At 70.3% G+C, this 23,499-nt stretch carries 22 protein-coding genes; 4 read left to right on the top strand and 18 right to left on the bottom strand.

Features of this window, described 5'->3' with window-relative positions; genetic code table 11:
• The first annotated feature begins 143 nt into the window (after window positions 1–143).
• A complete protein-coding gene (locus J2X21_RS21680; RefSeq protein ID WP_310332107.1) occupies window positions 144–692 on the top strand; it encodes a PEP-CTERM sorting domain-containing protein in 549 nt (182 codons plus the stop codon).
• An 80-nt stretch (window positions 693–772) separates the two neighbouring features.
• Here the strand turns inward: J2X21_RS21680 and J2X21_RS21685 are convergent, their stop codons facing one another.
• The 13 genes from J2X21_RS21685 to J2X21_RS21745 all read right to left on the bottom strand — a co-directional run bounded on the left by J2X21_RS21685 (window position 773) and on the right by J2X21_RS21745 (window position 14,898).
• Window positions 773–1,216, bottom strand: a complete 444-nt coding sequence (locus J2X21_RS21685; protein WP_310332108.1) for a hypothetical protein — start codon at window positions 1,214–1,216, stop codon at window positions 773–775.
• Between the two features lie 104 nt (window positions 1,217–1,320).
• Window positions 1,321–1,869 (bottom strand): type II secretion system protein, encoded by a 549-nt coding sequence (locus J2X21_RS21690; RefSeq protein WP_310332109.1) that lies wholly within the window; start codon window positions 1,867–1,869, stop codon window positions 1,321–1,323.
• Window positions 1,856–2,236 (bottom strand): type II secretion system protein, encoded by a 381-nt coding sequence (locus J2X21_RS21695; RefSeq protein ID WP_310332110.1) that lies wholly within the window; start codon window positions 2,234–2,236, stop codon window positions 1,856–1,858. The genes J2X21_RS21690 and J2X21_RS21695 overlap by 14 nt, the downstream gene beginning before the upstream one ends.
• Window positions 2,237–2,238: 2 nt before the next feature.
• Window positions 2,239–2,706 carry a type II secretion system protein gene (locus tag J2X21_RS21700; protein ID WP_310332112.1) on the bottom strand — a complete coding sequence of 156 codons (468 nt, stop codon included), beginning with the start codon at window positions 2,704–2,706 and terminating at the stop codon, window positions 2,239–2,241.
• 6 nt (window positions 2,707–2,712) lie between these two features.
• Entirely contained in the window at window positions 2,713–4,881 is a 2,169-nt protein-coding gene (locus tag J2X21_RS21705; protein ID WP_310332114.1) for a secretin N-terminal domain-containing protein, read from the bottom strand.
• Window positions 4,878–5,384 (bottom strand): hypothetical protein, encoded by a 507-nt coding sequence (locus tag J2X21_RS21710; protein WP_310332116.1) that lies wholly within the window; start codon window positions 5,382–5,384, stop codon window positions 4,878–4,880. Before J2X21_RS21710 ends, J2X21_RS21705 begins: the two co-directional genes overlap by 4 nt.
• The gene (locus J2X21_RS21715; RefSeq protein ID WP_310332118.1) at window positions 5,381–5,884 is read right to left on the bottom strand and encodes a GspMb/PilO family protein; all 504 of its coding nucleotides are present in this window, start codon (window positions 5,882–5,884) and stop codon (window positions 5,381–5,383) included. Before J2X21_RS21715 ends, J2X21_RS21710 begins: the two co-directional genes overlap by 4 nt.
• The gene (locus tag J2X21_RS21720; protein WP_310332120.1) at window positions 5,881–6,975 is read right to left on the bottom strand and encodes a hypothetical protein; all 1,095 of its coding nucleotides are present in this window, start codon (window positions 6,973–6,975) and stop codon (window positions 5,881–5,883) included. Before J2X21_RS21720 ends, J2X21_RS21715 begins: the two co-directional genes overlap by 4 nt.
• Window positions 6,968–8,479 carry a GspE/PulE family protein gene (locus J2X21_RS21725; protein WP_310332122.1) on the bottom strand — a complete coding sequence of 504 codons (1,512 nt, stop codon included), beginning with the start codon at window positions 8,477–8,479 and terminating at the stop codon, window positions 6,968–6,970. The genes J2X21_RS21720 and J2X21_RS21725 overlap by 8 nt, the downstream gene beginning before the upstream one ends.
• A complete protein-coding gene (locus tag J2X21_RS21730; protein ID WP_310332123.1) occupies window positions 8,476–9,669 on the bottom strand; it encodes a type II secretion system F family protein in 1,194 nt (397 codons plus the stop codon). Before J2X21_RS21730 ends, J2X21_RS21725 begins: the two co-directional genes overlap by 4 nt.
• Complete coding sequence (gspG, locus tag J2X21_RS21735; RefSeq protein ID WP_310332125.1) at window positions 9,669–10,097, bottom strand: type II secretion system major pseudopilin GspG; 429 nt, start codon at window positions 10,095–10,097, stop codon at window positions 9,669–9,671. Before gspG ends, J2X21_RS21730 begins: the two co-directional genes overlap by 1 nt.
• 101 nt (window positions 10,098–10,198) lie before the next feature.
• Window positions 10,199–13,354 carry an NHL domain-containing protein gene (locus J2X21_RS21740; RefSeq protein WP_310332127.1) on the bottom strand — a complete coding sequence of 1,052 codons (3,156 nt, stop codon included), beginning with the start codon at window positions 13,352–13,354 and terminating at the stop codon, window positions 10,199–10,201.
• Window positions 13,355–13,494: 140 nt separating this feature from the next.
• Window positions 13,495–14,898, bottom strand: coding sequence for a TIGR03790 family protein (locus J2X21_RS21745; protein WP_310332129.1), 1,404 nt, complete (start codon window positions 14,896–14,898; stop codon window positions 13,495–13,497).
• A gap of 449 nt (window positions 14,899–15,347) precedes the next feature.
• Between J2X21_RS21745 and J2X21_RS21750 the strand changes: the two genes are divergently transcribed.
• Window positions 15,348–16,112: a TSUP family transporter gene (locus J2X21_RS21750; protein WP_310332131.1), complete on the top strand. Its 765-nt coding sequence runs from the start codon at window positions 15,348–15,350 to the stop codon at window positions 16,110–16,112.
• Between the two features lie 94 nt (window positions 16,113–16,206).
• On the top strand, window positions 16,207–17,025 hold the full coding sequence (locus J2X21_RS21755) for an HDOD domain-containing protein (RefSeq protein WP_310332134.1): 819 nt from the start codon (window positions 16,207–16,209) through the stop codon (window positions 17,023–17,025).
• Between the two features lie 119 nt (window positions 17,026–17,144).
• On the opposite strand, the gene J2X21_RS21760 is transcribed toward J2X21_RS21755, so the two are convergent.
• The gene (locus J2X21_RS21760; RefSeq protein ID WP_310332136.1) at window positions 17,145–18,134 is read right to left on the bottom strand and encodes a GGDEF domain-containing protein; all 990 of its coding nucleotides are present in this window, start codon (window positions 18,132–18,134) and stop codon (window positions 17,145–17,147) included.
• A gap of 351 nt (window positions 18,135–18,485) precedes the next feature.
• Between J2X21_RS21760 and J2X21_RS21765 the strand changes: the two genes are divergently transcribed.
• The gene (locus J2X21_RS21765; RefSeq protein ID WP_310332138.1) at window positions 18,486–19,202 is read left to right on the top strand and encodes a hypothetical protein; all 717 of its coding nucleotides are present in this window, start codon (window positions 18,486–18,488) and stop codon (window positions 19,200–19,202) included.
• Window positions 19,203–19,230: 28 nt separating this feature from the next.
• Here J2X21_RS21765 and J2X21_RS21770 read toward each other — a convergent pair whose 3' ends face one another.
• From J2X21_RS21770 to J2X21_RS21785, 4 genes are all read right to left on the bottom strand, one after another.
• On the bottom strand, window positions 19,231–20,316 hold the full coding sequence (locus J2X21_RS21770; RefSeq protein ID WP_310332141.1) for a GGDEF domain-containing protein: 1,086 nt from the start codon (window positions 20,314–20,316) through the stop codon (window positions 19,231–19,233).
• Entirely contained in the window at window positions 20,313–21,131 is an 819-nt protein-coding gene (locus J2X21_RS21775; RefSeq protein WP_310332143.1) for a pseudouridine synthase, read from the bottom strand. The genes J2X21_RS21770 and J2X21_RS21775 overlap by 4 nt, the downstream gene beginning before the upstream one ends.
• A gap of 86 nt (window positions 21,132–21,217) precedes the next feature.
• The gene (locus J2X21_RS21780) at window positions 21,218–22,108 is read right to left on the bottom strand and encodes a hypothetical protein (RefSeq protein WP_310332145.1); all 891 of its coding nucleotides are present in this window, start codon (window positions 22,106–22,108) and stop codon (window positions 21,218–21,220) included.
• Window positions 22,109–22,110: 2 nt separating this feature from the next.
• Window positions 22,111–23,412 carry a UDP-N-acetylglucosamine 1-carboxyvinyltransferase gene (locus J2X21_RS21785; RefSeq protein WP_310332147.1) on the bottom strand — a complete coding sequence of 434 codons (1,302 nt, stop codon included), beginning with the start codon at window positions 23,410–23,412 and terminating at the stop codon, window positions 22,111–22,113.
• Window positions 23,413–23,499: the final 87 nt, after the last annotated feature.

Here is a 23,499-nt window from a genome sequence, read left to right on the forward strand (position 1 = left end):
GACCACCGAATCGCGGGAGGGCATTCGCCGAGCAGGGCTTGTCAGCTTGCCGCCGACGGAACGGGATGGCAGATTCGCGTCACTTCATGTCGCCGCCCGGAACTCGCCGGCCGGCAGTCAACAAACCTGGGAAGCAAACGCTTATGAACCTACTCAAACGCAGCGCCATCGGCGCCTCCTTGGTGGCCGCGGCCATGATGGCCGGCACGGCCCATGCGGGAACCGTTACGCTCAGCGTGGGGGGCATTGCCAGCAACGGCGCCTTGGGTGATCCGACCAACGAGACGCGCTACATCGACATCCTGGCGGGCGTGCAGATCACCAACATCTCGTGGAATGTCAGCTTCGCGACAGAAGGCTCCAGCTGGCTGTCCGAGATCGGCGTCGATCTGAACAACGGCGCTGCAGGCGGCGTTTCCCTGTTCGCCGGCATTGGCGACGACTTTGCGGGTACGGGCAGCTACAGCGGCTCCGCCGACCTGATCGCGCTGGGTGCCGACTTCTTCCTTGACAGCACCGGCCGGCTGAACTTCGAGTTCTTCGAGTACTTTGATGACTTCGTCGGCGCGACTGACGCCACCTGGCTCAGCGGCGACCTGACGGTGACGTATGTCCCCGAGCCCGCGACCTTCGGCCTGGCCGCCCTGGCCCTGCTGGGCGCGGGTGCCACGACGCGTCGCCGCAAGTCCTGACCACTGCAGCACCTGACGCATCCAAGGGCCGCATCATGCGGCCCTTTGAGCTGGAGCGCGTCGTTGCGTCGGCGAGGGCCTCAGAGCTCCGCTTCGCCCCGCAGCCCTGAGACCGGCGCACCAGGGCACCACAACCAGTGCCCGCGCCGACTGGCGTGATAGACCGCCTCGCGCTGGCCCTCGCGCACCACCAGCCTGTAGCCCGGCACGAGTGCCTGCGTGTAGGCCATGCCGGGGCGTGGGCAACCGAGCGACGCATCGGCCCAGTTCAGCTCCTCGACGCCGACTTTCAACGCATCGGGTCGGTGCAGTTGCCAGGCACGCGCCGCATCGGCCCGCACCGCGGCCTCGATGGCCCCCCGTGCAACGACGCCGTCAGCCCCCGGTCGCACCCAGCCGGCACGGGCATGGGAAGCCACGGCGTTCTCGGCTTGGTCCGCCGGCAGCGATTGAGCCATCGTCACATCCAGACTCATGAGGCAAAGCGCCAGCTTCGCCAGCACGTACGAAGGCCGACTTGCCATGGAAGCTCTCCAGAAAGGCCTTGAGCGCCCGCGATGAGCGCGCATCGCGGGGCTGCATGTCTTCACAGGCGCCAAGAATAGCCGGAGCGCCCCGCCCGCGGCACTCAGCCGGGCTGCGGCACAACAGGCCCCGACGCCGGCACGGGCATCGGCAGAGACTCGCTGCCCCCGCCCTGCTGCCCGGTCACAGGTGCCGGCACCGCATGGGCCTGGCCCAGGAACATCCAGTCGCTGGCCAGGTGGGTGCTGGACCCGTCCGGCTGTACCTGGCGCAGCAGCGCCTGCTCGGAGCGGCTGTGCACGCCATGAAAGCCCTGGGGGTCGCCGGGCGCCACGATCAGTGCCCAGTCGGCTCGCCCCGTAAAGGGGTCGGGGTAGAGACGCCGCAGATGATGGCGCGGCTTGGGACCCCGGAGGTCGATGAGCAGATCTTCCAGCCTGCGCGGATGCACGCCGCCCTCGCCAGCCCCGACATAGCTGGCGATCGCGCGCGCGATCTCGCCGCCGCGAAAGGCCAGCTCGCGCTCCTTCTCGCGCTGCGCCGCCGTGTGCCAGGCCGACCCCAGCGCAGCCAGGCCCGCGGCCGTCAACGCGACGAGGAACAGCACGGCCAGGTAGCTGTAGCCGCGTTCCGAAGCGTCACCAGTCTGCATACAGCCGCCCGTCGGCGCTGCGCCCGGCCGCGCCGCTGCGCACGTCCCACACATTGCCGCTCACCTGCATGTCGGCCGGCGGCGGCAGTTCCACCCAGCTGTCGCGCGCGCCGGTCAGCGGGTCCTCGGGCAGCTCGCGGATGTAGCGCGCATCGGCCAGCTCCTGCAGCGAGTCCGGATAGCGGCGCTTGTCTGCGGCGAACTGGTCGATCGCATCCCGCATCGTCGTCAACGAGTGCAGAAGCGCCGTCTCCTTGCTCTTCTGCAGCGAGTTGAAATAGCGCGGAGCCACGATGGACGCCAGCAGCGCCACGATGGCCATGACGACGATCAGCTCGATCAATGTGAAGCCCGCACCGCGTTTCATCGTCACCAGTCCTTCAACAGCGTGCCGTCCAAGGCCTTGCGCTCGCTGCGCGAGAACACGTCGAACACGTCCTTGCCCGCTCGTGGCTCGTCGGGCGGACTCTCGTAGGCGCGCAGCGCCCAGCTGTCGGCCGCAGCCTGGTCAGCGGGCGCGAAGGGGTCGCGCGGTAGTCGGCGCAGGAAGTAGATGCGGCGACCATCGGGTGCCTTGGCGTCGGGCACGCCGTCCACCAGTTGCCGCAGCGACTTCGGGTAGCCGCTGTCCTCGGGGCTCTGCTGGATGTGGCCGGCCTCGGCCGCGCGTTTGTAGGCGTCCAGTGCGCCACGCAGCGTGCGCAACGACTGACGCAACTCGGCCTCGCGGCTGCGCTGCACCGACAGCTCCAGCAGCGGCCGCGCCGCCGACGCGAGCACACCCAGCATGGCCAGCACGACCAGCATCTCGATCAGCGTGAAGCCCCGCTGGCGCATGCTCGGCTACCTGGCAGCTTCCACCGTGACGAGGCCGGAGCCATCGACCCGCACCGGCACGGCTTCGCCATTGGCCCCTGCGGCTTGCAGCGACCCCACGCCGATGTTCAGCGCCTGCCCGGCCGCGGACGGCAGCGCGCGCAGCGCCACCACGCGCTCGCCGCGTGGCGGCAGCTCCACGGGATAGCGACCCGCCGGCGCGTTGGCCACCGGCTGCGCGGCCGTCAGGCGGCTGGCGTCGTACTCCAGTTCAGCACGCACCGTCGCGCCACTGTCGTTCTTCAACGCGACCGCCACCGTGCCGCCGGCGGGGATCTGCGGCGTGACGTCCAGCCGCAATGTGGCCTCCGCCGCGGCGGCGGCCGCCGTAGCCGCCGTAGCCGCCGTAGCCGCAGCAGGCGCGGCCACCGCGCCACCGCTGGGCCCCACGCCCACGCGCGCCTCGCGGCGCAGCAGGCTGGAATACGCACCGGGGCTGGCGTCGACGCCGCTGGCCAGCCGCGTCAGCGACGCATCCGGCACGGCCAGGTTGCGCACCACGCGCGGCGTGATCAGCAGCACCACCTCGGTTTTCAGCCGCGTGTCGGTCTGCGTGCCAAACAGGCGGCCCAGCAGCGGGATGCGCGACAGCCCCGGAATGCCGGCGGCGCTCTTGCGGTCCTCGTCGTTGATGAGGCCGGCCAGCACCTGCGTCTCGCCGTCGGCCAGCCGCAGCACGGTGGCGGTGTTGCGCGTGCCAATTTCATAGGCCGTCGTGCCGCCAGGGCCGGTGACCTGACGGATCAGGTTGCTGACCTCCAGGCCCACCTTGATGACCACGTCGTTGTCCAGCTGGATGGTGGGCTCCACGTCCAGCTTCAGACCGATGTCCAGGTAGCTGACCGACGCGGCCACCGACGTGGAGCCCGTGAAGTTGGTCGTCGTCGTGAACACGGGCAGCTTCTGGCCGATGTGCACCTTGGCCTTGTCGCGGTTGCGCACACGGATCTTGGGGTTGGCCAGCAGGTTGGAGTTGCCGGCCGTGCCCTTGATGTTGGCGACGATGGCGGGGTTGGCGATGCTGGCGCGGAACTGGTTGCGCTCGCTGAGCAAGACCTGGCCCACGACGCCCGGCAGGCCGTAATTGACGGTCTCGGGCCACTGCAGGCCCAACGCGTCGACCTGGTCAGTGGCCAGCTCCATGACCTCCACCTCCAACATCACCTCGGGCTCAGGCAGGTCCACCGACGCGATCAGCTTCTCCACGAGACGCAGCACCTCGGGCGTATCGCGCACCACCAGCAGGTTCAGGCGCTCGTCGATGTGGATGTCGCGCACCTTGGCGATGGTGCGCACCATGGCCTGCACCTGCTTCACGTCGGCGTTGGTCAGGTACAGCGTGCGCGTGACCAGCTCCTGGTGCTCGCGCTGCTTGGCTGCCGTGTTGGGGAAGATCAGCACCGAGCTGTCGTTCAGCAGTTTGCGGTCCAATTGCTGCGTGCCCAGCACGACGCGCAGCGCCTCGTCCAGCGTGACGCCGCGCAGGAAGACGGTCACACGCGCATCGGCGCGCACGTCCTTGTCGAACACGAAGTTGATGCCGCTGCTGCGCGCCAGCGCCTCGAACACCTGGCGCAAAGGCGCATCGCGGAACTCCAGCGTCACCGGCTTCTGGAACCCCGGGCCCAGCTCGCCGACGGCCGACTCCAGCGGCCGCGCCTGCGCGACCTGGCTGGCCAGCAGCCGCGCGCCGGGGTGCTGCGGCGCCTCGGCCAGGATCTCGCGCGCCACCGCATCGGCGCGCTCGATGCGGCCGGCCTTCAGCGCCGCACGGCCGGCGGCCAGCTGGGTCTCGTGGCGGCGGCCACGGTCGATGTCCACGGTCAGCGCGGCCAGGCGCGGGTGCTTGGCATCGGCCAGCGCCAGCTGGCTCAGCAAGGCCTGCGCCTCATCCCAGCGGCCCGCGCCACGCAGCGCCTCGATCTGCAGGATGAGCCGTGCCGTGGCCTGCTCGCGGGCACGCACCTGGGCGGCACGCAGCGTCGGGTCCGTGGGGTCCTTGGCGATGGCGTCGTCCAGCACGCGCAGCGCGGCGGGCCACTGGTTGCTGCGGCCGAGGTCTTCGGCCTGGCGCAACGCCGGGTTGGCGCACGCGGTCAACAGCGCGACGCTGATCAGGAGCAGGAGCTGCTTCATGGCACAGCCTTGAAAACGATGTTCTGGGGGATTTGCGACGGCAGCCAGGTCAGACTGACGCCGCTGGTCGAGACCTGCTCCACGCGCCACTGGCCGTCGATGACGTCGCCGCGCTTCACGCTGAGTGTGCGGCTGGGGCTGGTCAGCAATGCCAGCTCGACGGCCTGCGCGCCCTCGCCTTCGACGAGCCGGCCGATCATCTGGTACGGCAGCGGCGGCGCCGATGGCGGTGCGGGCGCGGCCACGGTGGAGAGCGGCGGCGGGGGTGGCGCGGGCGGAGGCGGTGGCGGCTGCCACGCGGCCAGCTGCTCGGCCGAGGCCTCGGCCCAGGGCTGGCGCGCGGCGGTCTGTGGCGCGGGCGCAGACGCTGCAGCCGTCGGCTTGCGAACGGGCTCGACGACCGCGACCGTGCCGGCGTTCTCATCGGGCCGGGTTGCCACCCAGGCCGTGGCGGCCAGCGTCGCGGCCAGCGCACCACCCAGCACGAGATGACGCGGTGTCATGGCGCCCTCCCATGCAGCGACCATTGCAGCTCGGCATCCACATCGGCGCTGAGTGGGCTGGGCCGGCGCAGCTTGACCGCGTCCAGGCTCAGCGCCGGATCGTGGGCCAGCGCCGCGGCGATGAAACGGCGGACCTGCGCATAGCTGCCCGTCAGCGGCATGCTCACACGCAGCCGCTCCAGGCCCTCGCTGCTGGCGAGGCGGTGTTCGGTGCGCGCGACGTTCAGCTCCAGCCGTATGGCCAGCTCCAGCAGGTCGGCCAGGCGCTGCTGGCGCGCTGCCGCCGCGGGCAGCGTGGCCTGCCACTGCTGCAGGCTGACAGGAACCGCCGCCGTGGTGGCCAGCGGCCTCGCCTTGGCGCGAAGTTCGCGTGCCTGATCCTGCAGCGCCGTGGCCTGCGCATCCCAGCGCTGGCCCAGCACGACGGCGACGGCGGCCAGCAGCAGCGCCACCAGCCCCGCGAGGCCGGGCCAACCCAATGCCTTGATGAATCGGTTCATGAGCCGCTCCCGGTCGGCACGCGCGCGCTGATCTCGAAGCGCTGACCGGTCAGGCCCGTCTCGGCCGCCGCGAAGCGCGACAGCACGACCTGACCCCAGCCGGGCGTGGCACCCAGCTGCTCGGCCAACTGCAGCGCCAGCAGCTTGTCGGGAGTAAGGCCCTCCAGCCGCAGCTCACCGCGGCCGGCGCTGGCGTCCAGGCCCAGCCAGGCGATGGATTTCGCGTCGGCCCCGGTGGTCTCCACGCGCGTCAGCAGCGGCTCCCACGGCATGGCCAGCAGCGCGCGGGCCTCGGTGGCGGACCGGTTCTCGGCCGGCTGCGCGGTGCGGCGCGGCTGCGGCTTGGGTGTGGGGCGCAACTGCGCGACGCGCTCGCGCGCGGCCTGGGCCACCTCCAGCGCGCGATGGCTCTCGACGGCGCTCCAGGCCGCCGTCGCCAGCACCAGCGCGCCGGTTGCCGCCAGCGGCCAGGCCAACGGGGATTGCGCGCTGCGCGGCAGGAAGTCGGGCTGCGGCGTCGCGGGGCCGGGCTGTGCTGCGAGGTCGCTGTCCGGCGTGCCAACGGCCAGCGGTGCATCGCCACCCAGGTCCGCCAGCGACTTCACGCGCCGCGACTGCAGCGCCGTCACACGGCCACGGTCCAGCTGGATGACGACGGCGATCTCGCCTTCGTGCCACACCGCGCGGCCCGTGCCCGCACGCGTCGCGGCGGGCAGCGAGGCCAGCCACACGGCCCAGGCCGGCCGCACGGCGGCGACATGCACGCGCGCGGACCGCAGCGAGGCGAGATCCAGTCCGTGCAATGCGGACGCACCCGCCGCCTCACCCAGCTTCCACGGCGCAATGGCGAAGCGCTGCGCGGCGGCGCCGAAGTAATGCGCGAACTGCTGTTGCGCATAGGCCTGCACGGCGTCCAGGTCGGCCAGTGGCAGGCCCGGCTCCACGACCAGTTCATGCAAGGCGCGGGCGCTGACGACCAGCTCGACGGCCGTGCCGGGATGGTCCTTGCACCAGGCCGCGAACTCGTCGCCACCCGGCGTGACGAACAGGCGCCTCGGCCGGGCCAGTCGCGCCTTCAGGCGCTCACTCATCGAGGGTGACACGTTCCAGCTCCTCGAAGGTGGTCTCGCCGCGGCACACGGCGGCCAGCGCCATGTCGCGCAGCGACTTCATGCCGCGCGCCTTGGCCGCGGCCTTGATCTCGGACATGGGCGCGCGCGCCGCGATCAGGTCGCGCAGGCCGTCGTCCAGCTTCAACAGTTCGGCCACCGCGCGCCGACCCTTGTAGCCGGTGCCGCGGCAGTGGCCGCAGCCCTCGCCCTTCATGAAGTTGCCGTTGATGACGGCATGCCTTGCCAAAGTGACCGGGTCAGGCGAGAACGGCTGCGCGCAGTGCTTGCACGTCAGCCGCACCAGCCGCTGCGCCAGCACGGCGTTCAGCGCCGACACGACGTTGTAGAGGTCCAGCCCCATGTGCATGAAGCGGCCGATGACATCGAACGCGTTGTTCGCGTGCACGGTGCTGAACACCAGGTGGCCGGTCAGCGCGGCCTGCACGGCGATCTGCGCCGTTTCGGCGTCGCGGATCTCACCCACCATGACGCGGTCGGGATCGTGGCGCAGGATGGAGCGCAGCCCGCGCGAGAAGGTCAGGCCCTTCTTCTCGTTGACGGGGATCTGCACGACGCCGCTGAGCTGGTACTCGACCGGGTCTTCGATGGTGATGATCTTGTCGGCGCCGGTGTGGATCTCGGCCAGCGTCGCGTACAGCGTGGTGGTCTTGCCCGAGCCGGTGGGGCCGGTCACCAGCAGCATGCCGTGCGGCTGGCGCGCCTGGTGGCGGATGGCAGCGCGTTCGTCGTCGTCGAAGCCCAAGGCGTCCAGCGTCAGCGCGCCGGCACGCGCGATGGCCGCGCGGTCCAGGATGCGGATGACCGCGTCCTCGCCGAACACGCTGGGCATGACGCTCAAGCGGAAGTCAATCTCGCGGCCCTGCACGCGCAGCTTGAAGCGGCCGTCCTGCGGCAGACGGCGCTCGCCGATGTCCAGCTCGGCCATGACCTTGAGGCGCGACACCAGTTGCTCGGCGACCTGGGGACCGTCGACCTGACGCACCAGCGCCATGACGCCGTCAACGCGGAAGCGGATCACCGCGCCGCGCGCCGTGCATTCGATGTGGATATCGGAGGCGGCGTCCTGCAGCGCGTCGTAGATCGTCGCGTTCAGCAGCCGCACGACAGGGCTGGCCTGTTCGCTGAGCGCCAACGCCGAGAGTTCCTCGGTGTGGTCCTCGATGGTGGTCAGCGCTTCTTCCACATCCGACAACGCGCGGAAGTCCGCCTCGCCCGCGCCGAGGAAATGCGTCACCGCCTCGCTGGAGGCGCGCTGCCAGCCCACCGGCGCATTGAGCCGCGACTCCACGCTCTGCAGCAGCATCGCGTCCTCGTCGCGCTCGGCCAGCAGCACGCGGCTATCGTTGGCGCCCACGGCCAGCACGGCGCGCCAACGCTGCGCCTGCGCCTGCGGCCATTGCTCGAAGTCCAGGTGCCAGGGGCCTTGCTCGGCGGGCAGCCAGTCGTTCAACGACGTGCTCATTGCACCTGCTCCACCAACTGGAAGATCGGCAAGTACATCAACACGATGATTCCGCCGATCAGCACGCCCATGATGAGCATCAGCGCCGGGTTCACGAGGCGCGACAGCAGGTCGGTCAGCCGCGCGGCCTCCTCGTCGTGGAAGGCGGCGGCGCGCTCCAGCATGGCCGCCACCTCGCCGCTGCGTTCGCCCACGCGCAGCATGCGGCGCGCGACCGGCGTGGCCAGGTCTTGCGCGTCGAAGGCGCTGGACAGGCGCTCGCCGCGCTCGATCTGCGCGGCCGCGGCCTGCACGGCAGAGCGCCACGGCGCGGCCACCACGTCGACGACGATCTTCAGCGCCGCCAGCGCCGGCACACCTGCGGCCAGCAGCATCGCCAGCGAGCGGTACAGCCGCGCCAGCGCCAGCACGCGCAGTCGCGGGCCCAGGCCCGGCAGCGTCCACAGCGCGGCCTGCAGCCGCTGGCGCACGGCCGGTTGGCGGAACAGCGCGAACACGCCGAAGCAGATGGCCGCGAGGCCGCCCAGCACCAGACCCGGATGCGCGCCCGCCGTCTGGCCGAACTCGATCAGCACGCGCGAGGCCCAGGGCAGCTCGGCGCTGGTCTGTTCCAGGATGCCGGAGAAACGCGGCAGCACGTACAGCAGCAGGAACAGGATCACCGCGCCGCCCACGCCCAGCAGCATCAGCGGGTAGACCATCGCGGCGACCAGCCGTGAACGCAGCGCATCCACCCAGGCCAGGTAGCGCGCATGCTGGGCCAGCGCGATGGACAGCTGGCCGGTCTTCTCGTTGGCGGCGACGATGGCGCAGATCAGCTGGTCGAAGGCCTGCGGCTGCTGGCGCAGCGCGGCGGACAGGGGCTGGCCCTGCTCGATCTGCGCGACGACGCCGTCCAGCGCCGCGCGCACGCCGGGCTGGGCCTCCTTCTCGCGCAGCGTCTGCAAGGCTTCCAGCAGCGCGATGCCGGCGTCCAGCAGCACGGCCAGTTCCTGACTGAACAGCTGCAGCGGGAACTTCGCGCGGCGGCGCCAGGGTCTTGCGGCCGCCGCTGCGGCGACCTCGCGCACCTCCAGCACATGCTGCGGCGCGACGCCCAGCACGGCCGCGACGGCGGCGCGGTCAGGTGCTTCCACGCGCTCGCTGCTGACGGCGCCAGCGCGCAGCACGCGAGCCTGGAAAACTGCCATCACCAGGAGGTGAGGTCGGCGTCCTCACCCTCGCCGCCGGGGCGGCCGTCCTTGCCCAGGCTCAGCAGGTCGTATTCGCCATGCTCGCCGGGGCTGCGGTACTGGTAGTCGTTGCCCCAAGGATCCTTGGGCACGGCCTTGGCGAGGTACGGGCCGGCCCACTTGGGCTCGTCGGCCGGCTTGGCGTTCAGCACGGTCAGGCCCTGCTCGGTGCCCGGGTAGCGGCCCACGTCCAGGCGGTACTGGTCCAGCGCCTTGGTCAGCGCGTCGATCTGCGCGCGGGCCGCCTTGACCTCGCTCTTGCCGATCTGGCCGAAGAACTTCGGGCCCACATAGCCAGCCAGCAGGCCGATGATGACCATGACGACCAGCAGTTCAAGCAGGGTGAAGCCGCGCGGGCGGGCAGAGCGGGGTCGGAACATGGTCATGCAGGGTACAGCGGGACGGCGACTGTTCAACGGCGGGCGCCGGCGGGCAATCGGGATTTGACCGCACCGCATTCTGAGGGGGCGCCGTGACAGCGCCGGTCTCAATCTCCGACGATGGCGCCCTCGCTGACGAAGATCAGCCGGCCTGAGGCGGTGACGGCCAGGCCTGCGGGCTGATTGATGCTGCCGTCCAAGCCGGGGCGCAGCACAACACCGCGGCCGCCGGCCACCGTGCTGACATGCCCGCCGGGCGTGATCCGCCGAATGGCGTGATTGCCAGCGTCGGCAACAAAGAGATTGCCGCGGGAATCAAAGGCAAGGCCCGCCGGGCTGGAGAGGCGGGCGAAGGCGCCCAGGTCATCGATGTGGCCCTCCGAGTAGGGCGCGCCAGCGACCGGGCCTACCTCGCCGGTCGGCGACACCTTGCGGATCGCATGGCTGGAGTCGGTGAAGTAGACGTTGTCCGCAGCGTCTATGGCCAGATAGCGCACAAGGCCCAGCCTAGCCTCGCTGCCGGTGCCGTTGACATAGCCGTTCTCGCCCACCTTGCCGGCCAGCGTGGTCACAACACCGGTCGGGCTGATGCGGCGCAACACGAAGTTGGACTTGTCAGCCACGATGACATGGCCTTTGCTGTCCACTACCAGCGCACCCGGCCAGTTGAAGCGTGCCGATGTGCCAGCGCCATCCGCGCTACCCGACTCGTTGTACTTGCCGGCCAGCAAACTGACCACGCCGGTGCTGCTGATGCGGCGGATCGCATGGCCGGAGTCGGCCACGTATAAATTTCCCGCCGCATCCTGTGCCAAACCAGTGGGCCCATAAAAGGTGGCCACGCCCGCAGCGCCGTCTGTGCTGCCGTAATCGCCACTACCGGCCAGCGTGTCCACCCGGTTGGTGTCCAGTGCCAGGCGCCGCACGCGCCGATTGACGGCGTCCGCCAGGTAGGCGGTGCCTGCGGGGCCGGCGATCAGCGCGTTGTCCTGCGTGTAGTAGGCGCCGATGCGCGCGGCCGTGCCAACGCCATCGGCGAACCCGCCGCGCGGCCCTCCGCCTGCCAGCGTGCTGATGGCGGCGGCAGGTGTCACGATGCGCACCGTATACGACGCGCTGTCGAAGTAGGCAACATTGCCGTCCGGCAAGCTGGCCATGGTGCTGGCGTAGCCTATCGATGCACGATCGTTGGGGCCGTCGATGCTCTTGACCGAGCCCACGCTGTCATGACTGGTCGTGGCAGCCGCCACGGCATTGCCCGTCGGGGATATGCGCACGATGCGCCATGTGTCGGCCACGAACAGGTTGCCACCGCCGTCAAAGGCCAGGCCGGTGATGTAGCCGAAGCGTGCCGCAGTCCTGTGGCCTTCGGTCGCGCCCGAAACGTCCGGCGCGCCGGCATAAGTGCTCACCTCGCCGCTTGGCGTCACCCGCCGGATCGCAGTGCCGTCGACCACGTAGAGATTGCCATCGGCGTCCACGGTCATGCGGCCAAGGCTGGAGAAGCGCGCCGCGCTGCCCGTGCCGTCTGCCTTGCCGCGCTCGGTGGCGCTGCCCGCCAGTGTGGTCACCACGCCGGCCGGCGTGGCCTTGCGCAGCAACTGGCCGCCGCCGCTGGCGAACTCGGAGACGTAGACGTTGCCGTCCGCGTCCACCGTCATGCCCATGATGGAACCAAATCCGCTCTGGCCCGCCGTGCCGTCGCGGGTCGTGCAATTGCCGCCACCAACGAAGCTGGACACCCGGTCAGCCGCGATGCGGCGCACGACACAGTTCTCAGCAACGTAGAGGTTCCCGGTACGGTCGGCCGCGACATAGGTCGGATAGGAGAAGCGCGCGTCGGCCAGCGCGCCGTCGACGCTTGCCGCTGTCTTGGCCTTGCCGGCGAACAGCTGCACCGTGCCATCGGGGCTGACGCGCCGGATCACGCTGTAGCTGTTGTCGGCCACGTAGATGTTGCCCGCCGCGTCTACACCCATGCCCCAGACATAACCCAGCCGCGCCGCCGAGCCCTTGCCATCGGCATAGCCCATGCCGCCTGTGGTGCCGGCCAGGATGCGCACATTGGCCTGCACGCTCAGCCGCGCCACATTGCTGTTCAGCGTCGCCGCCGTGTTGCTGACGGCCACGCGCAGCCGCGTGTGGGCGTCGGCCAGCGTGGCGTTGCTGACGGCATAGGTGGCCGACGTGGCGCCGGTGATGTTGGTCCAGCTCAGGCCGTCGTCCTGGCTTTGCTGCCATTGGTAGCGCAGCGGCGCCGTGCCGCTGGCGGTCGCGGTGAAGCTGGCCGAGCCGCCAGTGGAGATGCTCACGTCGGCCGGGTGTTGGCTGAAGGCCGGTGCATTGGCGTTCACCGTCGCGACGGCAGCGTCGCTGACAATCTGGCCGGTGCCGTTGCTGACCTGCACGCTGTAGCGGTCGCCGCTGCCGGCGTAGGCCAGCGCGACGGTGTAGCTGGTGCCGGTGGCACCGCTGATGGCGCTGCCGTTGCGCAGCCATTGGTAGGCCAGCGGCGCACTGCCGGCGGCCGTCACCTTGAACGTGACGGTGGCGCCGTCGCTGGTCGTGACCGACTCCGGTGCCGTGACGATGCGCGGCGCGACCGCGGTCACGGTGAGCTTGGCCTCCTGGCTGGTGACCGTGCCCGCCGGGTTGGTGACGACGACCTTGAAGACGGCGGCATCGTCGGCCAGCGCCAGCGCCGGAGTCGTGTAGCTGGCCTTGTCGGCGCCGGTGAGCGCGACGCCATTGCGCTGCCACTGGTACTGGATGGGCTCGCTGCCGGTGGCGGCGACGTCGAAGGACACCACCTCGCCGTCCTTGCCCGTCTGGGCCTTGGGCTGGGTGCTCAGGCTGAGCGCGATGGGCGTGACCGTCAACGTGACGGCATTGCTGGTCACCGACGCGTTCGGGCCGGTCACCACCACCTGGAACTTGGCCGCGTTGTCGGCCATGCGCAGCACGGGCGTCGTGTAGCTGGCGCCGGTGGCGCCGGCAATGGCCTTGCCGTCGCGCTGCCACTGGTAGGTCAGGCTGGAGCCGGCGGCCGTGACGTTGAAGGTCGCGGTGGCACCATCGATGACCTTGGTATCCAGCGGCTGAGTGCCGATGCTGGGCGCCACGATGGCTGGCGCGGGCGGCGGGCTGTCCGCGCCACCGCCGCCTCCACCACCGCCGCAGGCGGTCAGCGCCAGGCCGGCGCACAGTCCAAGGATCCGGCCAGCGACACGCAGTCGCTGCGCTGCAGCTTCAAGTCTTGTCATCTCACTCCCTTGCTCTTCGGCACCGTCTCATGCGTCACCGCGCCTGACCGACGCGGCGGGCCGCGAGTGTCCACGGCAACCCGGCCTCCAGCGATCGGAACTCCCCCGCATTCGGGCGAGTCCGAACGGCGGTGCAAACCCTAGGGCGAGACGGCCAGCGGGCAGCGGTTGGCGGCGTTGTCGGAGCAGGGCCCGACCCAGCGGATCTGCTGGGCCGCCGCCGGCGGCAGCGGCGCGCGGGCATCCAGTGCCTGGCCGCGCACGCCGGTGAACTCGGCCAGCGAGGTCCAGGCGCCGCCCGCGAGCGTGCGGTACTCCAGGCTGTAGCGCGAGCCGGGCCGCAGGTTGCGCGTCTTGATCTGGTACTCGCCGCCCACGATGGCGAAGCTGGGCGCATCGCGGAAGGGCTGTGCGAGCGGCTCGCCGATGAACAGGCCCTGCCCCGGCCACTGCACGGCCTTCCAGTAGGCCTCGATGGCGGTCGCGCCGCGCCAGTAGTGGTCGATCAGCACCGAAGCGCGCGAGAACTTCTGCTGGAAGTTGCAGGGCTCCTCGACGGTGCCGTAGCTCGCGGTCGCGCCGGCCTCCAGCCAGGCGGTGATGGGCATCTGGCCGCCGCCCGCCGGCAGCTGGCCGCCGGTGGATGTCAGCGTGTCGGCCAGCGCACCGGGGCGGAACTGCAGCGTGTTCAGCTGGGCCACGCTGGCCAGGCCGGTCAGATAGAACAGCACGCCGGTCTTGCCGGACAGCGAGTTGGCGCTGCCGGCGCCTTCGCTGTTGTCCACATAGTTCAGTGCCAGCGTGCCGCTCCAGGCCACGGGCAGCGCAGCGAAGTCGGACCAGCGCGGGCTGCGATCGGCATCGGTCGTGCGCACCAGCCAGCCGTCGCCGGCCGGCCGCGTCGCATCGGCCGCGACGCCGCGGTTGATCAGCGCCTGCGCGCCGGCCAGCGTCGTCGCGCCCAGCAGCATGGATGGCCGCAGTTGCAGCTCGGCCTGCGGCCGGCGCGACTCGCTGTCGTACAGCGGCGACGCACTCGTGCTGGCACAGGTGTCGGTGGCCGGGTTGGGATTGCAGTAGCGGGTGTCATAGCCCAGCGCCATCGCGCTGGTGATCCCCATGGCGCACGCGCCCACCACGCGGCTGGGCGCTGCCCAGGTCAGCAAGGTGGCCTGGACACCGGGCGCTGCGGCGGCGAGCTTGGCGTCGATGTCGGTTTTTAACAACGCAAAGTCAGCCGCTGAAATCGTCGGGCTGGCGGTGTTGACCTTGACCCGGATCAGGTTGGCGGCCGGCACGCCGCGCGCCGCCACATAGGCCGCGCCGGCCGCCTCGGACAGCGCATCACCTTCGGCCACGATGACCGCCAGATCGGCCGGCGCGAGGCCGCTGGCGGGCAGCGTCAACGTCAGCGTCTGCCCTATGCCACCAACCCCTGGCGTGCCGCCGCCGCCGCCGGTGTCCGACCCGCCGCCGCCACCACCGCCGCAGCCGCTCAACAGGGCAGCCAGCAGCAACGAACACAGGCGGAGCAGGCGACTCATACGGTCATTTTCACCCGCGCATCGAAGCCTAAAATGCACCTCTTTGGGGCGACGTTTCCCTTTCGCGCACCGCAAACCCGGGCTTACCCCAGTTTCATGCACCGCGGCGGGGCAATACAGTCCTTTCACTCGATGCGGTTCCGGGGCTCTCCCAGGGCCGCCAGGCGGGTTGTGAGGAGACAAGACAAGCGCATAGCGCACAAGGTTTGCTTCGTAACCCCGAAGACAATCCCACCGGCCACCAAGGCACCCCTTGGTGGCCGTTTTATTTTGTGCCCCTCGCCCGCGCTCGCCGCTGGACGCGTGCGAGCCCGGTCGGTCCCCCGAGGGGACGGCGATGCTCGCGGGGCTTGCCCCGCTCGCACATCGCCAGACGGGCCGGCTTGGGAGCGGCCCGGCGCTCGGCCCGTGAAGGCACGACGGCCGCGTCGATGATTGGATTCTTGGACATGCTCGTTGACCTCGCTATCGTCGCCCTCGCCTCGCTGCTGGCGGGCTTCATTGACGCCGTGGCCGGGGGTGGCGGGCTGGTGCTGACGCCGGCGTTGTTCAGCACCTTCCCGAATGCCGCGCCGGCCACGCTGATGGGGTCCAACAAGGCGGCGGCGATCTGGGGCACCGGTTGGGCCACCGTGCAGTACGTGAAGCGCGTGTCGCTGCCCTGGCGCCGGCTGATGCCGGCAGCCGTGCTGGCGGGCCTGGGCAGCTTCACGGGCGCCTGGGTGCTGACGATGGTCAGCCCCGACGGCCTGCGCAAGGCGCTGCCGCTGGTGCTGCTGGCCGTGTTCCTCTACACGCTGGCCAAGAAGGACCTGGGCCGCGAGCACCGGCCACGTTACGCCGGCCGCGCGGAGGCGCTGGTGGCCGGCGGCATCGCGCTGGCCGTGGGCTTCTACGACGGTTTCTTCGGCCCCGGCACGGGCAGCTTCTTCGTGTTCCTGTTCGTGCGCGTGCTGGGCTACGACTTCCTGCACGCGTCGGCCACCGCCAAGCTGATGAACCTGCTGACCAACGCGTTCGCCATCATGCTGTTCGCCAGCAAGGGTCACGTCTGGTGGCATGTCGCCGCGGTGATGGCGGTGACCAACGTGGCCGGCAGCCTGCTGGGCACGCGGCTGGCGCTCAAGCATGGCGCGGGCTTCGTGCGGGGCGTGTTCATCGTCGTCGTCGGCGCGCTGATCCTGAAAACCGCGTTCGACGCATTCATCAAATAGGCGGCCCGCCAGGGTCGCATTACCCGGCCGGTTTCGACGCGACGCCAGGGCAACTGACATACGATCGGCCATTCCCCCGCCGCCACACCAAGCCATGCCCGTCGATCCTCAACTGCGCAATCTCGACATCGAGATCCCGACCCAGCCCGAGGTCCTGGTCAAGCTCTCGCTGCTGATGGCGGCCGAGGACATCGACCTGCAGGCCATGTCCGCGCTGGTCGAGACCGACATGGCCCTGGCGGCCGCCGTCATGAAGGCGGTCAATTCGTCGCTGTACGGCCTGCGCGGCCGCGTGCAGACAGTGCACCAGGCGCTGACGTATCTCGGCATGCGTGAGGTGGCGGCCATCACGTTCGAGATGGGCCTGCGCGCGGCCTTCCCCGCGGCGGCGGAACTGGAAGCCGTGTGGACGCGCGCATCGCAACGCGGCCTGCTGATGGGCCGCATGGGCCAGATGCTGGGCGTGGACCCGTGGGCCGCCCACTCGGCCGGCCTGTTCGAGGAATGCGGCAAGGCGGTGCTGTACCGCCACGCCCCCACACACTACCCCGCCATGCTGCGCGCGGCCACGCGCGACGCGGAGCTGGTGGAGCTGGAGAAGACGGCCTTCGGCGTCAGCCACGACGCGCTGGGCGCCGCGCTGTGCGAGAGCTGGGGCCTGGCCCCGGCGGCCGTCGCCAGCGTGCGCCAGCACGTGGAGGTTCAGGCCACGCTGACCATGCCGGACAGCTTGGTGCGCCGCAGCGTGGCGGCCATCTCCACGGTGGCCTGGGCGCTGCTGGAGCACCCCGATCAACTGGACGACATCGCCAGCCAGATCGCGCCGCAGGCGCAGCTGGACGAAACGCTGGTGTTGCGCGCCGCGCGCCGCGTCAACGAACAGATCCTCGCCGCCAAGGAACACGGCAGGTAATTAGCTCACCCCCTACCGGCTGACGCCGGCCCCCTTCGAGGGGGCGCTGCCAGTGGCCCGGCAGAGCCGGATCCACGGCAGCCGCTGGAGGGGCGGCCGGCCTGCGGCGGCCTGACAACTCAGGCGGCAAGGCTCAACCTGTCGCGACCCGCGTGCTTGGCGATGTAGAGCGCCTCATCGGCGGCCTGCAGCAGGGCCTGGGCGCTCAAGTAGGGATGGGCCGGACTGGCCGCCGCAAGGCCGATGCTGACGGTCAAGGGCTGCTCGGACGAGCCATCGGGCAGGCGTAGCGCGCGCAGTTCCTCGCGCAGCGACTCCAGCACCCCTTGCGCCTCCGCCATGCCAAAACCGGGCAGCAAGGCCACGAACTCCTCGCCGCCGAGGCGGGCGACCAGGTCCGTGTCGCGCTTGAAGCGCGTGGACAGCAGCGCCGCCACACGCTGCAGCGCGGCGTCGCCGGCCTCGCGGCCATGCGTCTCGTTGAACTGGCGGAACTGGTCCAGGTCCAGCACGGCCAGCGCCAGCAGGCCGCGTTGGCGTTGGGCGCGCTTGAACTCGCGACGCAGGGCCTCGTCGAACACGCGCTGGTTGGCGATGCCGGTCAAGGTGTCGACGCGCTCCAGGCTGGCCAACTCGCGCCGGTTGGCTTCCAGCGTGGCCTGGGCTTGGTCCAGCTGTTGGCGCTGCTCGGTCAGCTCGCGCTGCAGCTCGCGCGCCGCCTGCTCCTGCTGCCACAGCGAATCGCGGGCCCGCTGCATCGCATGGCCGATGCGGTCCAGCTCTACGGCCAGCCGCGGCGCGGCGCCCTCGCCGTCCGTCGTCAGCGGCATGGGCACCGACTCCATCGCCTCGCAGCCCGCCGCCAGACGGCGCAGCGGCCGCAGCATCCACAACTCGACGAGCAACAGCTGGGCCGCGCTGAGCAGCAGCACCAGCCAGGCCAGCCGCGCCAGCCCCTCGGGCGTGGGCGCGTCGCCGCCCAGGCTCCACTCGAAGGCGGCCACGGCCAGCACGTTGAGCAGCGGCAGGGCCAGCGTCAGGCGCAGACGCAGCGACCCCAGCCGCCGCGTCTCGCGGCCCGGAAGCTCGTCAGGGGATTCGGTGCTCATCTGCATACGGCCAGAACGCTTCATTGTCAGCGGCGCGCCGCGCGCCGGGCGGCCGCCATGCCCCGTGCTTGCCCTAGGGCCTGTTAACACGACGGGAGCAGGTCGCGTTGAGGCCAGAAAGCCCGTAAGCAAGGCGCAAAGCGGAGCCGGTTTGCACACCCGGCGAGCATTTGCAACGCCGCGCGGGCTTTCTGGCCTCAACCCGGAGGGAAGGCCATCCGTCAGAGGCCACTCGGCGTTGCACCGCTTGCTCGCATATCAATGCGAGCGGCGCGCTGCGCCTTGATTGCCCCCTGACGGATGGCCTTCGCGACCTACTCCCGTAGTGTTAACAGGCCCTAGAGTCGGCACATGAAATCCCGCGCCTCGATCTGGATCTGGCTGGCCGCCGGCAACGCGCTGCCGGCGCTGGCCGACCCCGGCTACTACGTCGTGACGCCTTACGACCAGGCCGGCCGCGTTGGCACGGAGCTGCGTTACTGGACCGTCAAGGCCAACGATGAGCCAGCCCAGCTGTGGCCCGAACTGGGCCTGAGCTGGGGCGTCAACACGCGCTGGACGACACGGCTGCTGGCGAGCTGGATTGGCACCGGCCGCTCCGACATGAAGCTGTCCAGCTGGAACTGGCAGAACGTCGTGCTGCTGACCCAGGGCGAGAAACCCTACGACCTCGGCGTCCACATGCAGCTGATCCGCAACCGCGGCGAAAGCACCGCGCTGGAGCTGGGGCCGCTGTGGCAGACCGACCTCGGCCGGCTGAAGCTGAACGCGAATGTGTTCTGGGAGTACGACGACCGCCGGCGGCAGACGCGCTTGAAGTACCAGTGGCGCAGCCTCTACCGCGTCGCGCCGGGCTGGCGGCTGGGCGTGCAGGGCTTTGGCGAAGTCGGCAAGTGGAACGACTGGCTGCCGAGCGAGCGCCAGTCACACCGCGCCGGACCGGCACTGCTCGCCACACTGTGGGACGAAGGCCCCGACACGGTGACATTGAACACCGCCTTCCTGTTCGGCAAGACCTACGGCAGCCGCGGCGACATGTTCACGCTACAGCTGCAGTGGCTGAGGTAAGCCCCTCGCCCAGCCCGCACACCCAAAGTCAGGCGGTCTCGCCCTCGGTATCCGCAATGGTCCGATTGCGCCCCGCGCGCTTGGCCTCGTAGAGCGCCCGGTCGGCGGCCGACAGCAGCTCGGCGAAGCTGGTGGCATCGGACGACAGCATGGCCAAGCCGGCGGACAGCGTCGCGCTGACGGTGCCGCCCTCGGGCATGACGAACGGCGCCTCCTGCACCATCTGCCGGATGCGCTCGGCCACTTCGCGGGCGCCGGCCAGGTCGGTGCGCGGCAGCAGCACGACGAATTCCTCGCCGCCATAGCGCGCGGCCAGGTCACCGGTGCGCAGCGAGCGCTGGATGAGCCCGCCCACCTGGCGCAGCACCTCGTCGCCGGCCGGATGGCCGTGGCCGTCGTTGATGGCTTTGAAGTGGTCGATGTCCAGGAACAGGCAGGCCAGCGGGTAGCGGTGGCGCACGGCCTGGCTGAACTCGATGAGGCTGCGGTGGTCGAAGTAGCGCCGGTTGTGCACGCCGGTCAGGCCATCGGTCATGCCCGCGCGGCGCAGGCGCTCGCGGTTCAGCATGCTCTCGATGGCGATGGCCGCGATGGCCGACAGCCGGTCCAGGAACTTGGTGCCCGAAGCCGCGTCGTAGCGCTCGGGGTCATTCGCGCCGAAATGCAGGCTGCCGATCAGCAGGCCCTGGCGGATCAGCGGCAGCAGCGCGGCGGAACGGACGGTGGCCTGCGGATCGAAGGCCTTGCGCAGCAGCGCTTCGTCATGGCCGGGGCCGATGAGGCGGGTGGTGCGGGCGGCGCCGAAGATGTCTTTCAGCGGGCCATGGTTGTCCAGCAGCTGCGGCGCCTTGACCATGGGCAGGCTGGGCAGCGCGCGGCTCAGTTCGCCGTCCGGATCCAGCAGCCACAGCTCGGCGGCGTCCAGGCCGAAGTCGGCCCGGCAGTCCACCAGCAGCAGATTGACCAGCTCCTCCATGGAGCTGACCGCCACGAGGCGGCGCTCCAGCGCGTCGAAGCGGTCCAGCTTGCGCTCGTTCGCATGCGCGGCCTCCAGCAGCGATTGCAGCTGGCGACGCAGATCCTGGATCTGGGCTTGGGCGTCTGAGGGCGTCATGAGGCCGCGATTGTGACGGCGCCCCGTGAAAACTCACGTCGCTGGCCCGTCACCGGGTCCGTGAACGCGATCGCGCGCGCCACCAGCTGCAGCGGCGCATCGAAGCGCGGCGGGTTTTCGTGCGGCTGCAGCACGGGGTAGATGCGGTCGCCCAGGATGGGCAGGCCCAACGCGTTCATCTGCACGCGCAGCTGGTGGCGCTGGCCGGTCAGCGGACGCAACTCGTAGCGGGCCAAGCCGCCGTCCAGGCGCTCGATCCGATCAATGCGCGTCTCGGCATTGGGCTCGCCGTCCACCACCTGCATCTGCATGAAGTCGTCGCCGTCGGGCTCCACCAGCCGGTGCCGCACGACGCGCGGCCAGGGGCCGTCGCCGAAGCCTGCGATGGCCTCGTAGACCTTGTCGACCTCGCGCTCGCGGAACAGCCGGTGGTAGGCATCGCGGTCCTCGCGCCGCACGCTGAACACCACCAGGCCCGCGGTCTCGCGGTCCAGCCGGTGGATGGGGATCAGGTCCACCAGGCCCGTTGCATGCCGCAGCCGCGCCATCAGCGTCTGGCGGGCATAGATGCCGCTGGGTGTGACGGGCAGGAAATGCGGCTTGTCGACCACCAGCAGATGGGCGTCCTGGAACACGATGCGCTCGCGTCCCGGCACGTCGGGCTCCACGTCGAGATAGCGCCAGTAGTAGACGCGGCGGTTGGGCCGGTAGGCTGGATCCACCGGGTGGCCGTGGTCATCCACCACGTCGCCGCGCGCCAGGCGCTCGGGCCAGTCGCCGACGCGCGGCAACCGCTCGGCGAGGAAGGCGGCCATCGTCGTCCATGGTCCGGTTGGGCAGAACACCGCGCTGGCGGCGACGCCATCGCGCAAGGGCAAGACTGGCTTCGGTGGACGAGCCACTACTCGATGCGCGGGCCACCCCGGGCGCGCTCGTCCATGTAGGCGTTCAGGCGGCGCTGATCCGTGGACGTCTGGCGGCTGCCGCGCCAGTCGCGCACCCAGGCGTCGCGGTCGGGTTCGCGCGCCAGCTGGCGCACGGCCGCGTCTATGGCCTCGATGTGGCGCTTGCCCTCCGGCGTGCGGCTGCAGGACACCGTGGCCAGCTGCGTCGTGAAGCCCTCGGCCAGCGGCAGCGCCACCAGCGCGTCGGGGTCGCCCGCGCGCTTCAGGTAGTCGCTGACGACGGCGGGGTACTCCAGCGTGTAGTCCATGCGGCCGGCGCGCAGCATGTCCAGCAGCTGGTTGCTCAGCTGCGCCCCGACGGCCAGGCGCGGCACGACGTGGCGGGCCAGCATGCCGTCGATCTGCGGGCCGAACGAGCGGTCGTTGGCCAGCAGCACGCGCAGCTCGGAGCGCTTCAGCAGCTCCACCAGCGTGAGGCGTCTGTCCTGCGGCCGGCCTTGGGCCAGCGCATCGACGAAGTCACGCCGCACGATGACGTGGATCTCGCGCGACGCCAGCGACGGGTACAGGTGGGAGAAGTACAGCCACTCCATGCGCCGCGCGGTGCGCACGTGCAGCGCGGAACACAGCGTTTCGCCGCCGCGGCTGGCCGCCTCGTAGCGCGCCGTGCTGGCCTCGACGAACTCGTGCCGGTGCCGCGCCATGCGCGGCAGCAGCACTCGCAGAAAGCCGTCCACCTCGCCATTGGCCAGCTCGGCCGGCCCGCGCGGCGCGCGGCCGTCGACGAAGCTGAAGTGCGGCGGCACGTCCTGCGCCACCCAGCGGATGGTGTCGGCCTGGACGGCAGCCGCCATCAGCAGCCCCGCCAGCACCCAGACCCGGCGCATGGTCAGTCGCCTTCCACCCACTCCATGCGGGCGCCCAGCTCGCCGATGTGCTCGACGAAGTTGGGGTGGGCGCGGCGGATCGGCGTCGCGTTCTTGATCACGCTCTTGCCGGGGATGCTGGCCGCCACCATCAGCAGCGCGATGGCGACGCGGATGATGTAGGGGCTCTCCACCTCGGCCGGGCTCAGCGGCTTGCCGCCGAAGGTGATCATGCGATGCGGGTCGCTGAGGAAGGCGTGCGCGCCGAACTTGGCCAGCTCCGACGTCCAGCCCATCGCGCCGTCGTAGATCTTGTTCCAGAACATCACGCTGCCCTCGGCCTTCACGCCCAGTGCCACGAAGATGGGCAGCAGGTCCACCGGCACATAGGGCCAGGGCGCGGCCTCGACCTTCTGCAGGATGTTTCGCGTGAAGGGCTCCTTGACCTTCAGCGGGCCGTTCGTCACGCAGCGGCTCCAGCCGTCCTCGTGGACGATCTCGACGCCAAACTTCGCGAACGTGCGGTCCAGCAGCGGGAACATCTCCGGCGCGCCGTTCTTGACCTGCACGTTGCCGCCGGTGATGGCGCCCAGCGCGAGGAAGGTGACGATCTCGTGGAAGTCCTCGGTGAAGGTGTAGTCGGCGCCGCCCAGTTCCTTGACGCCGCTGATCTTCAGCTTGGACGTGCCGTGGCCTTCGATCTTGGCGCCCAGCAGCGACATGAAGTTGCAGAACTCCTGCACATGCGGCTCGCTGGCGGCGTTGGTCAGCGTGGAGGCGCCGTCGGCCAGCGCCGCGCACAGCACGAAGTTCTCGGTGGTCGTGACGGAGGCGTAGTCGGTCCAGTGGTCGTTGGCCTTCAGTGGGCGGTTCACGCGCAGCACCAGGCCGTCGGGCAGGCGCTCCACGTCGGCGCCGAAGCGCTGGAACACCTCCACGTGCGGATCGATCTCGCGGGCGCCCAGCGTGCAGCCCTTGACGTCGTCCTCGATGCGCGCCGCGCCGAAGCGGGCCATCAGGCCCGGCACCAGCATGATGGAGGAGCGCATCTCCTCGGGCAGGCGGTCGGTGGCGGGGTCGAAATGCGTGTCCTGGTGGTGCACGTCCAGGATGCCGGTCTTGAAGTCCAGCTCGACCTTGGAGCCCAGCTTGCGGAAGACCTCGACGATCTTCTTCACGTCGGTGATCTCAGGCACGCCGCGCAGGCGCACGGGCTGGCGGGTCAGCAGCGTGGCGCACAGGATGGGCAGCACGGCATTCTTGTTGGCCGAGGGGGTGATGCGGCCGGAGAGGGGCGTGCCGCCGTGGACGATCAGGTGGGACATGGGTGCGGACTGAAAGCGGAAGCCCGATTGTCGGGCTTTCACAGCAACCCCGTCCGGCGGTGGGCCTCGCGCCACCCGCAAATCCCC

This window comes from Roseateles asaccharophilus (assembly GCF_031458115.1).
Taxonomy (GTDB): domain Bacteria; phylum Pseudomonadota; class Gammaproteobacteria; order Burkholderiales; family Burkholderiaceae_C; genus Pelomonas; species Pelomonas asaccharophilus_A.

Coding starts and splice junctions, on each gene's coding strand:
- J2X21_RS21680 (WP_310332107.1), top strand. CDS start 144: ATGAACCTACTCAAACGCAGCGCCATCGGCGCCTCCTTGGTGGCCGCG.
- J2X21_RS21685 (WP_310332108.1), bottom strand. CDS start 1,216: ATGGCAAGTCGGCCTTCGTACGTGCTGGCGAAGCTGGCGCTTTGCCTC.
- J2X21_RS21690 (WP_310332109.1), bottom strand. CDS start 1,869: ATGCAGACTGGTGACGCTTCGGAACGCGGCTACAGCTACCTGGCCGTG.
- J2X21_RS21695 (WP_310332110.1), bottom strand. CDS start 2,236: ATGAAACGCGGTGCGGGCTTCACATTGATCGAGCTGATCGTCGTCATG.
- J2X21_RS21700 (WP_310332112.1), bottom strand. CDS start 2,706: ATGCGCCAGCGGGGCTTCACGCTGATCGAGATGCTGGTCGTGCTGGCC.
- J2X21_RS21705 (WP_310332114.1), bottom strand. CDS start 4,881: ATGAAGCAGCTCCTGCTCCTGATCAGCGTCGCGCTGTTGACCGCGTGC.
- J2X21_RS21710 (WP_310332116.1), bottom strand. CDS start 5,384: ATGACACCGCGTCATCTCGTGCTGGGTGGTGCGCTGGCCGCGACGCTG.
- J2X21_RS21715 (WP_310332118.1), bottom strand. CDS start 5,884: ATGAACCGATTCATCAAGGCATTGGGTTGGCCCGGCCTCGCGGGGCTG.
- J2X21_RS21720 (WP_310332120.1), bottom strand. CDS start 6,975: ATGAGTGAGCGCCTGAAGGCGCGACTGGCCCGGCCGAGGCGCCTGTTC.
- J2X21_RS21725 (WP_310332122.1), bottom strand. CDS start 8,479: ATGAGCACGTCGTTGAACGACTGGCTGCCCGCCGAGCAAGGCCCCTGG.
- J2X21_RS21730 (WP_310332123.1), bottom strand. CDS start 9,669: ATGGCAGTTTTCCAGGCTCGCGTGCTGCGCGCTGGCGCCGTCAGCAGC.
- gspG (WP_310332125.1), bottom strand. CDS start 10,097: ATGACCATGTTCCGACCCCGCTCTGCCCGCCCGCGCGGCTTCACCCTG.
- J2X21_RS21740 (WP_310332127.1), bottom strand. CDS start 13,354: ATGACAAGACTTGAAGCTGCAGCGCAGCGACTGCGTGTCGCTGGCCGG.
- J2X21_RS21745 (WP_310332129.1), bottom strand. CDS start 14,898: ATGAGTCGCCTGCTCCGCCTGTGTTCGTTGCTGCTGGCTGCCCTGTTG.
- J2X21_RS21750 (WP_310332131.1), top strand. CDS start 15,348: ATGCTCGTTGACCTCGCTATCGTCGCCCTCGCCTCGCTGCTGGCGGGC.
- J2X21_RS21755 (WP_310332134.1), top strand. CDS start 16,207: ATGCCCGTCGATCCTCAACTGCGCAATCTCGACATCGAGATCCCGACC.
- J2X21_RS21760 (WP_310332136.1), bottom strand. CDS start 18,134: ATGAGCACCGAATCCCCTGACGAGCTTCCGGGCCGCGAGACGCGGCGG.
- J2X21_RS21765 (WP_310332138.1), top strand. CDS start 18,486: ATGAAATCCCGCGCCTCGATCTGGATCTGGCTGGCCGCCGGCAACGCG.
- J2X21_RS21770 (WP_310332141.1), bottom strand. CDS start 20,316: ATGACGCCCTCAGACGCCCAAGCCCAGATCCAGGATCTGCGTCGCCAG.
- J2X21_RS21775 (WP_310332143.1), bottom strand. CDS start 21,131: ATGGCCGCCTTCCTCGCCGAGCGGTTGCCGCGCGTCGGCGACTGGCCC.
- J2X21_RS21780 (WP_310332145.1), bottom strand. CDS start 22,108: ATGCGCCGGGTCTGGGTGCTGGCGGGGCTGCTGATGGCGGCTGCCGTC.
- J2X21_RS21785 (WP_310332147.1), bottom strand. CDS start 23,412: ATGTCCCACCTGATCGTCCACGGCGGCACGCCCCTCTCCGGCCGCATC.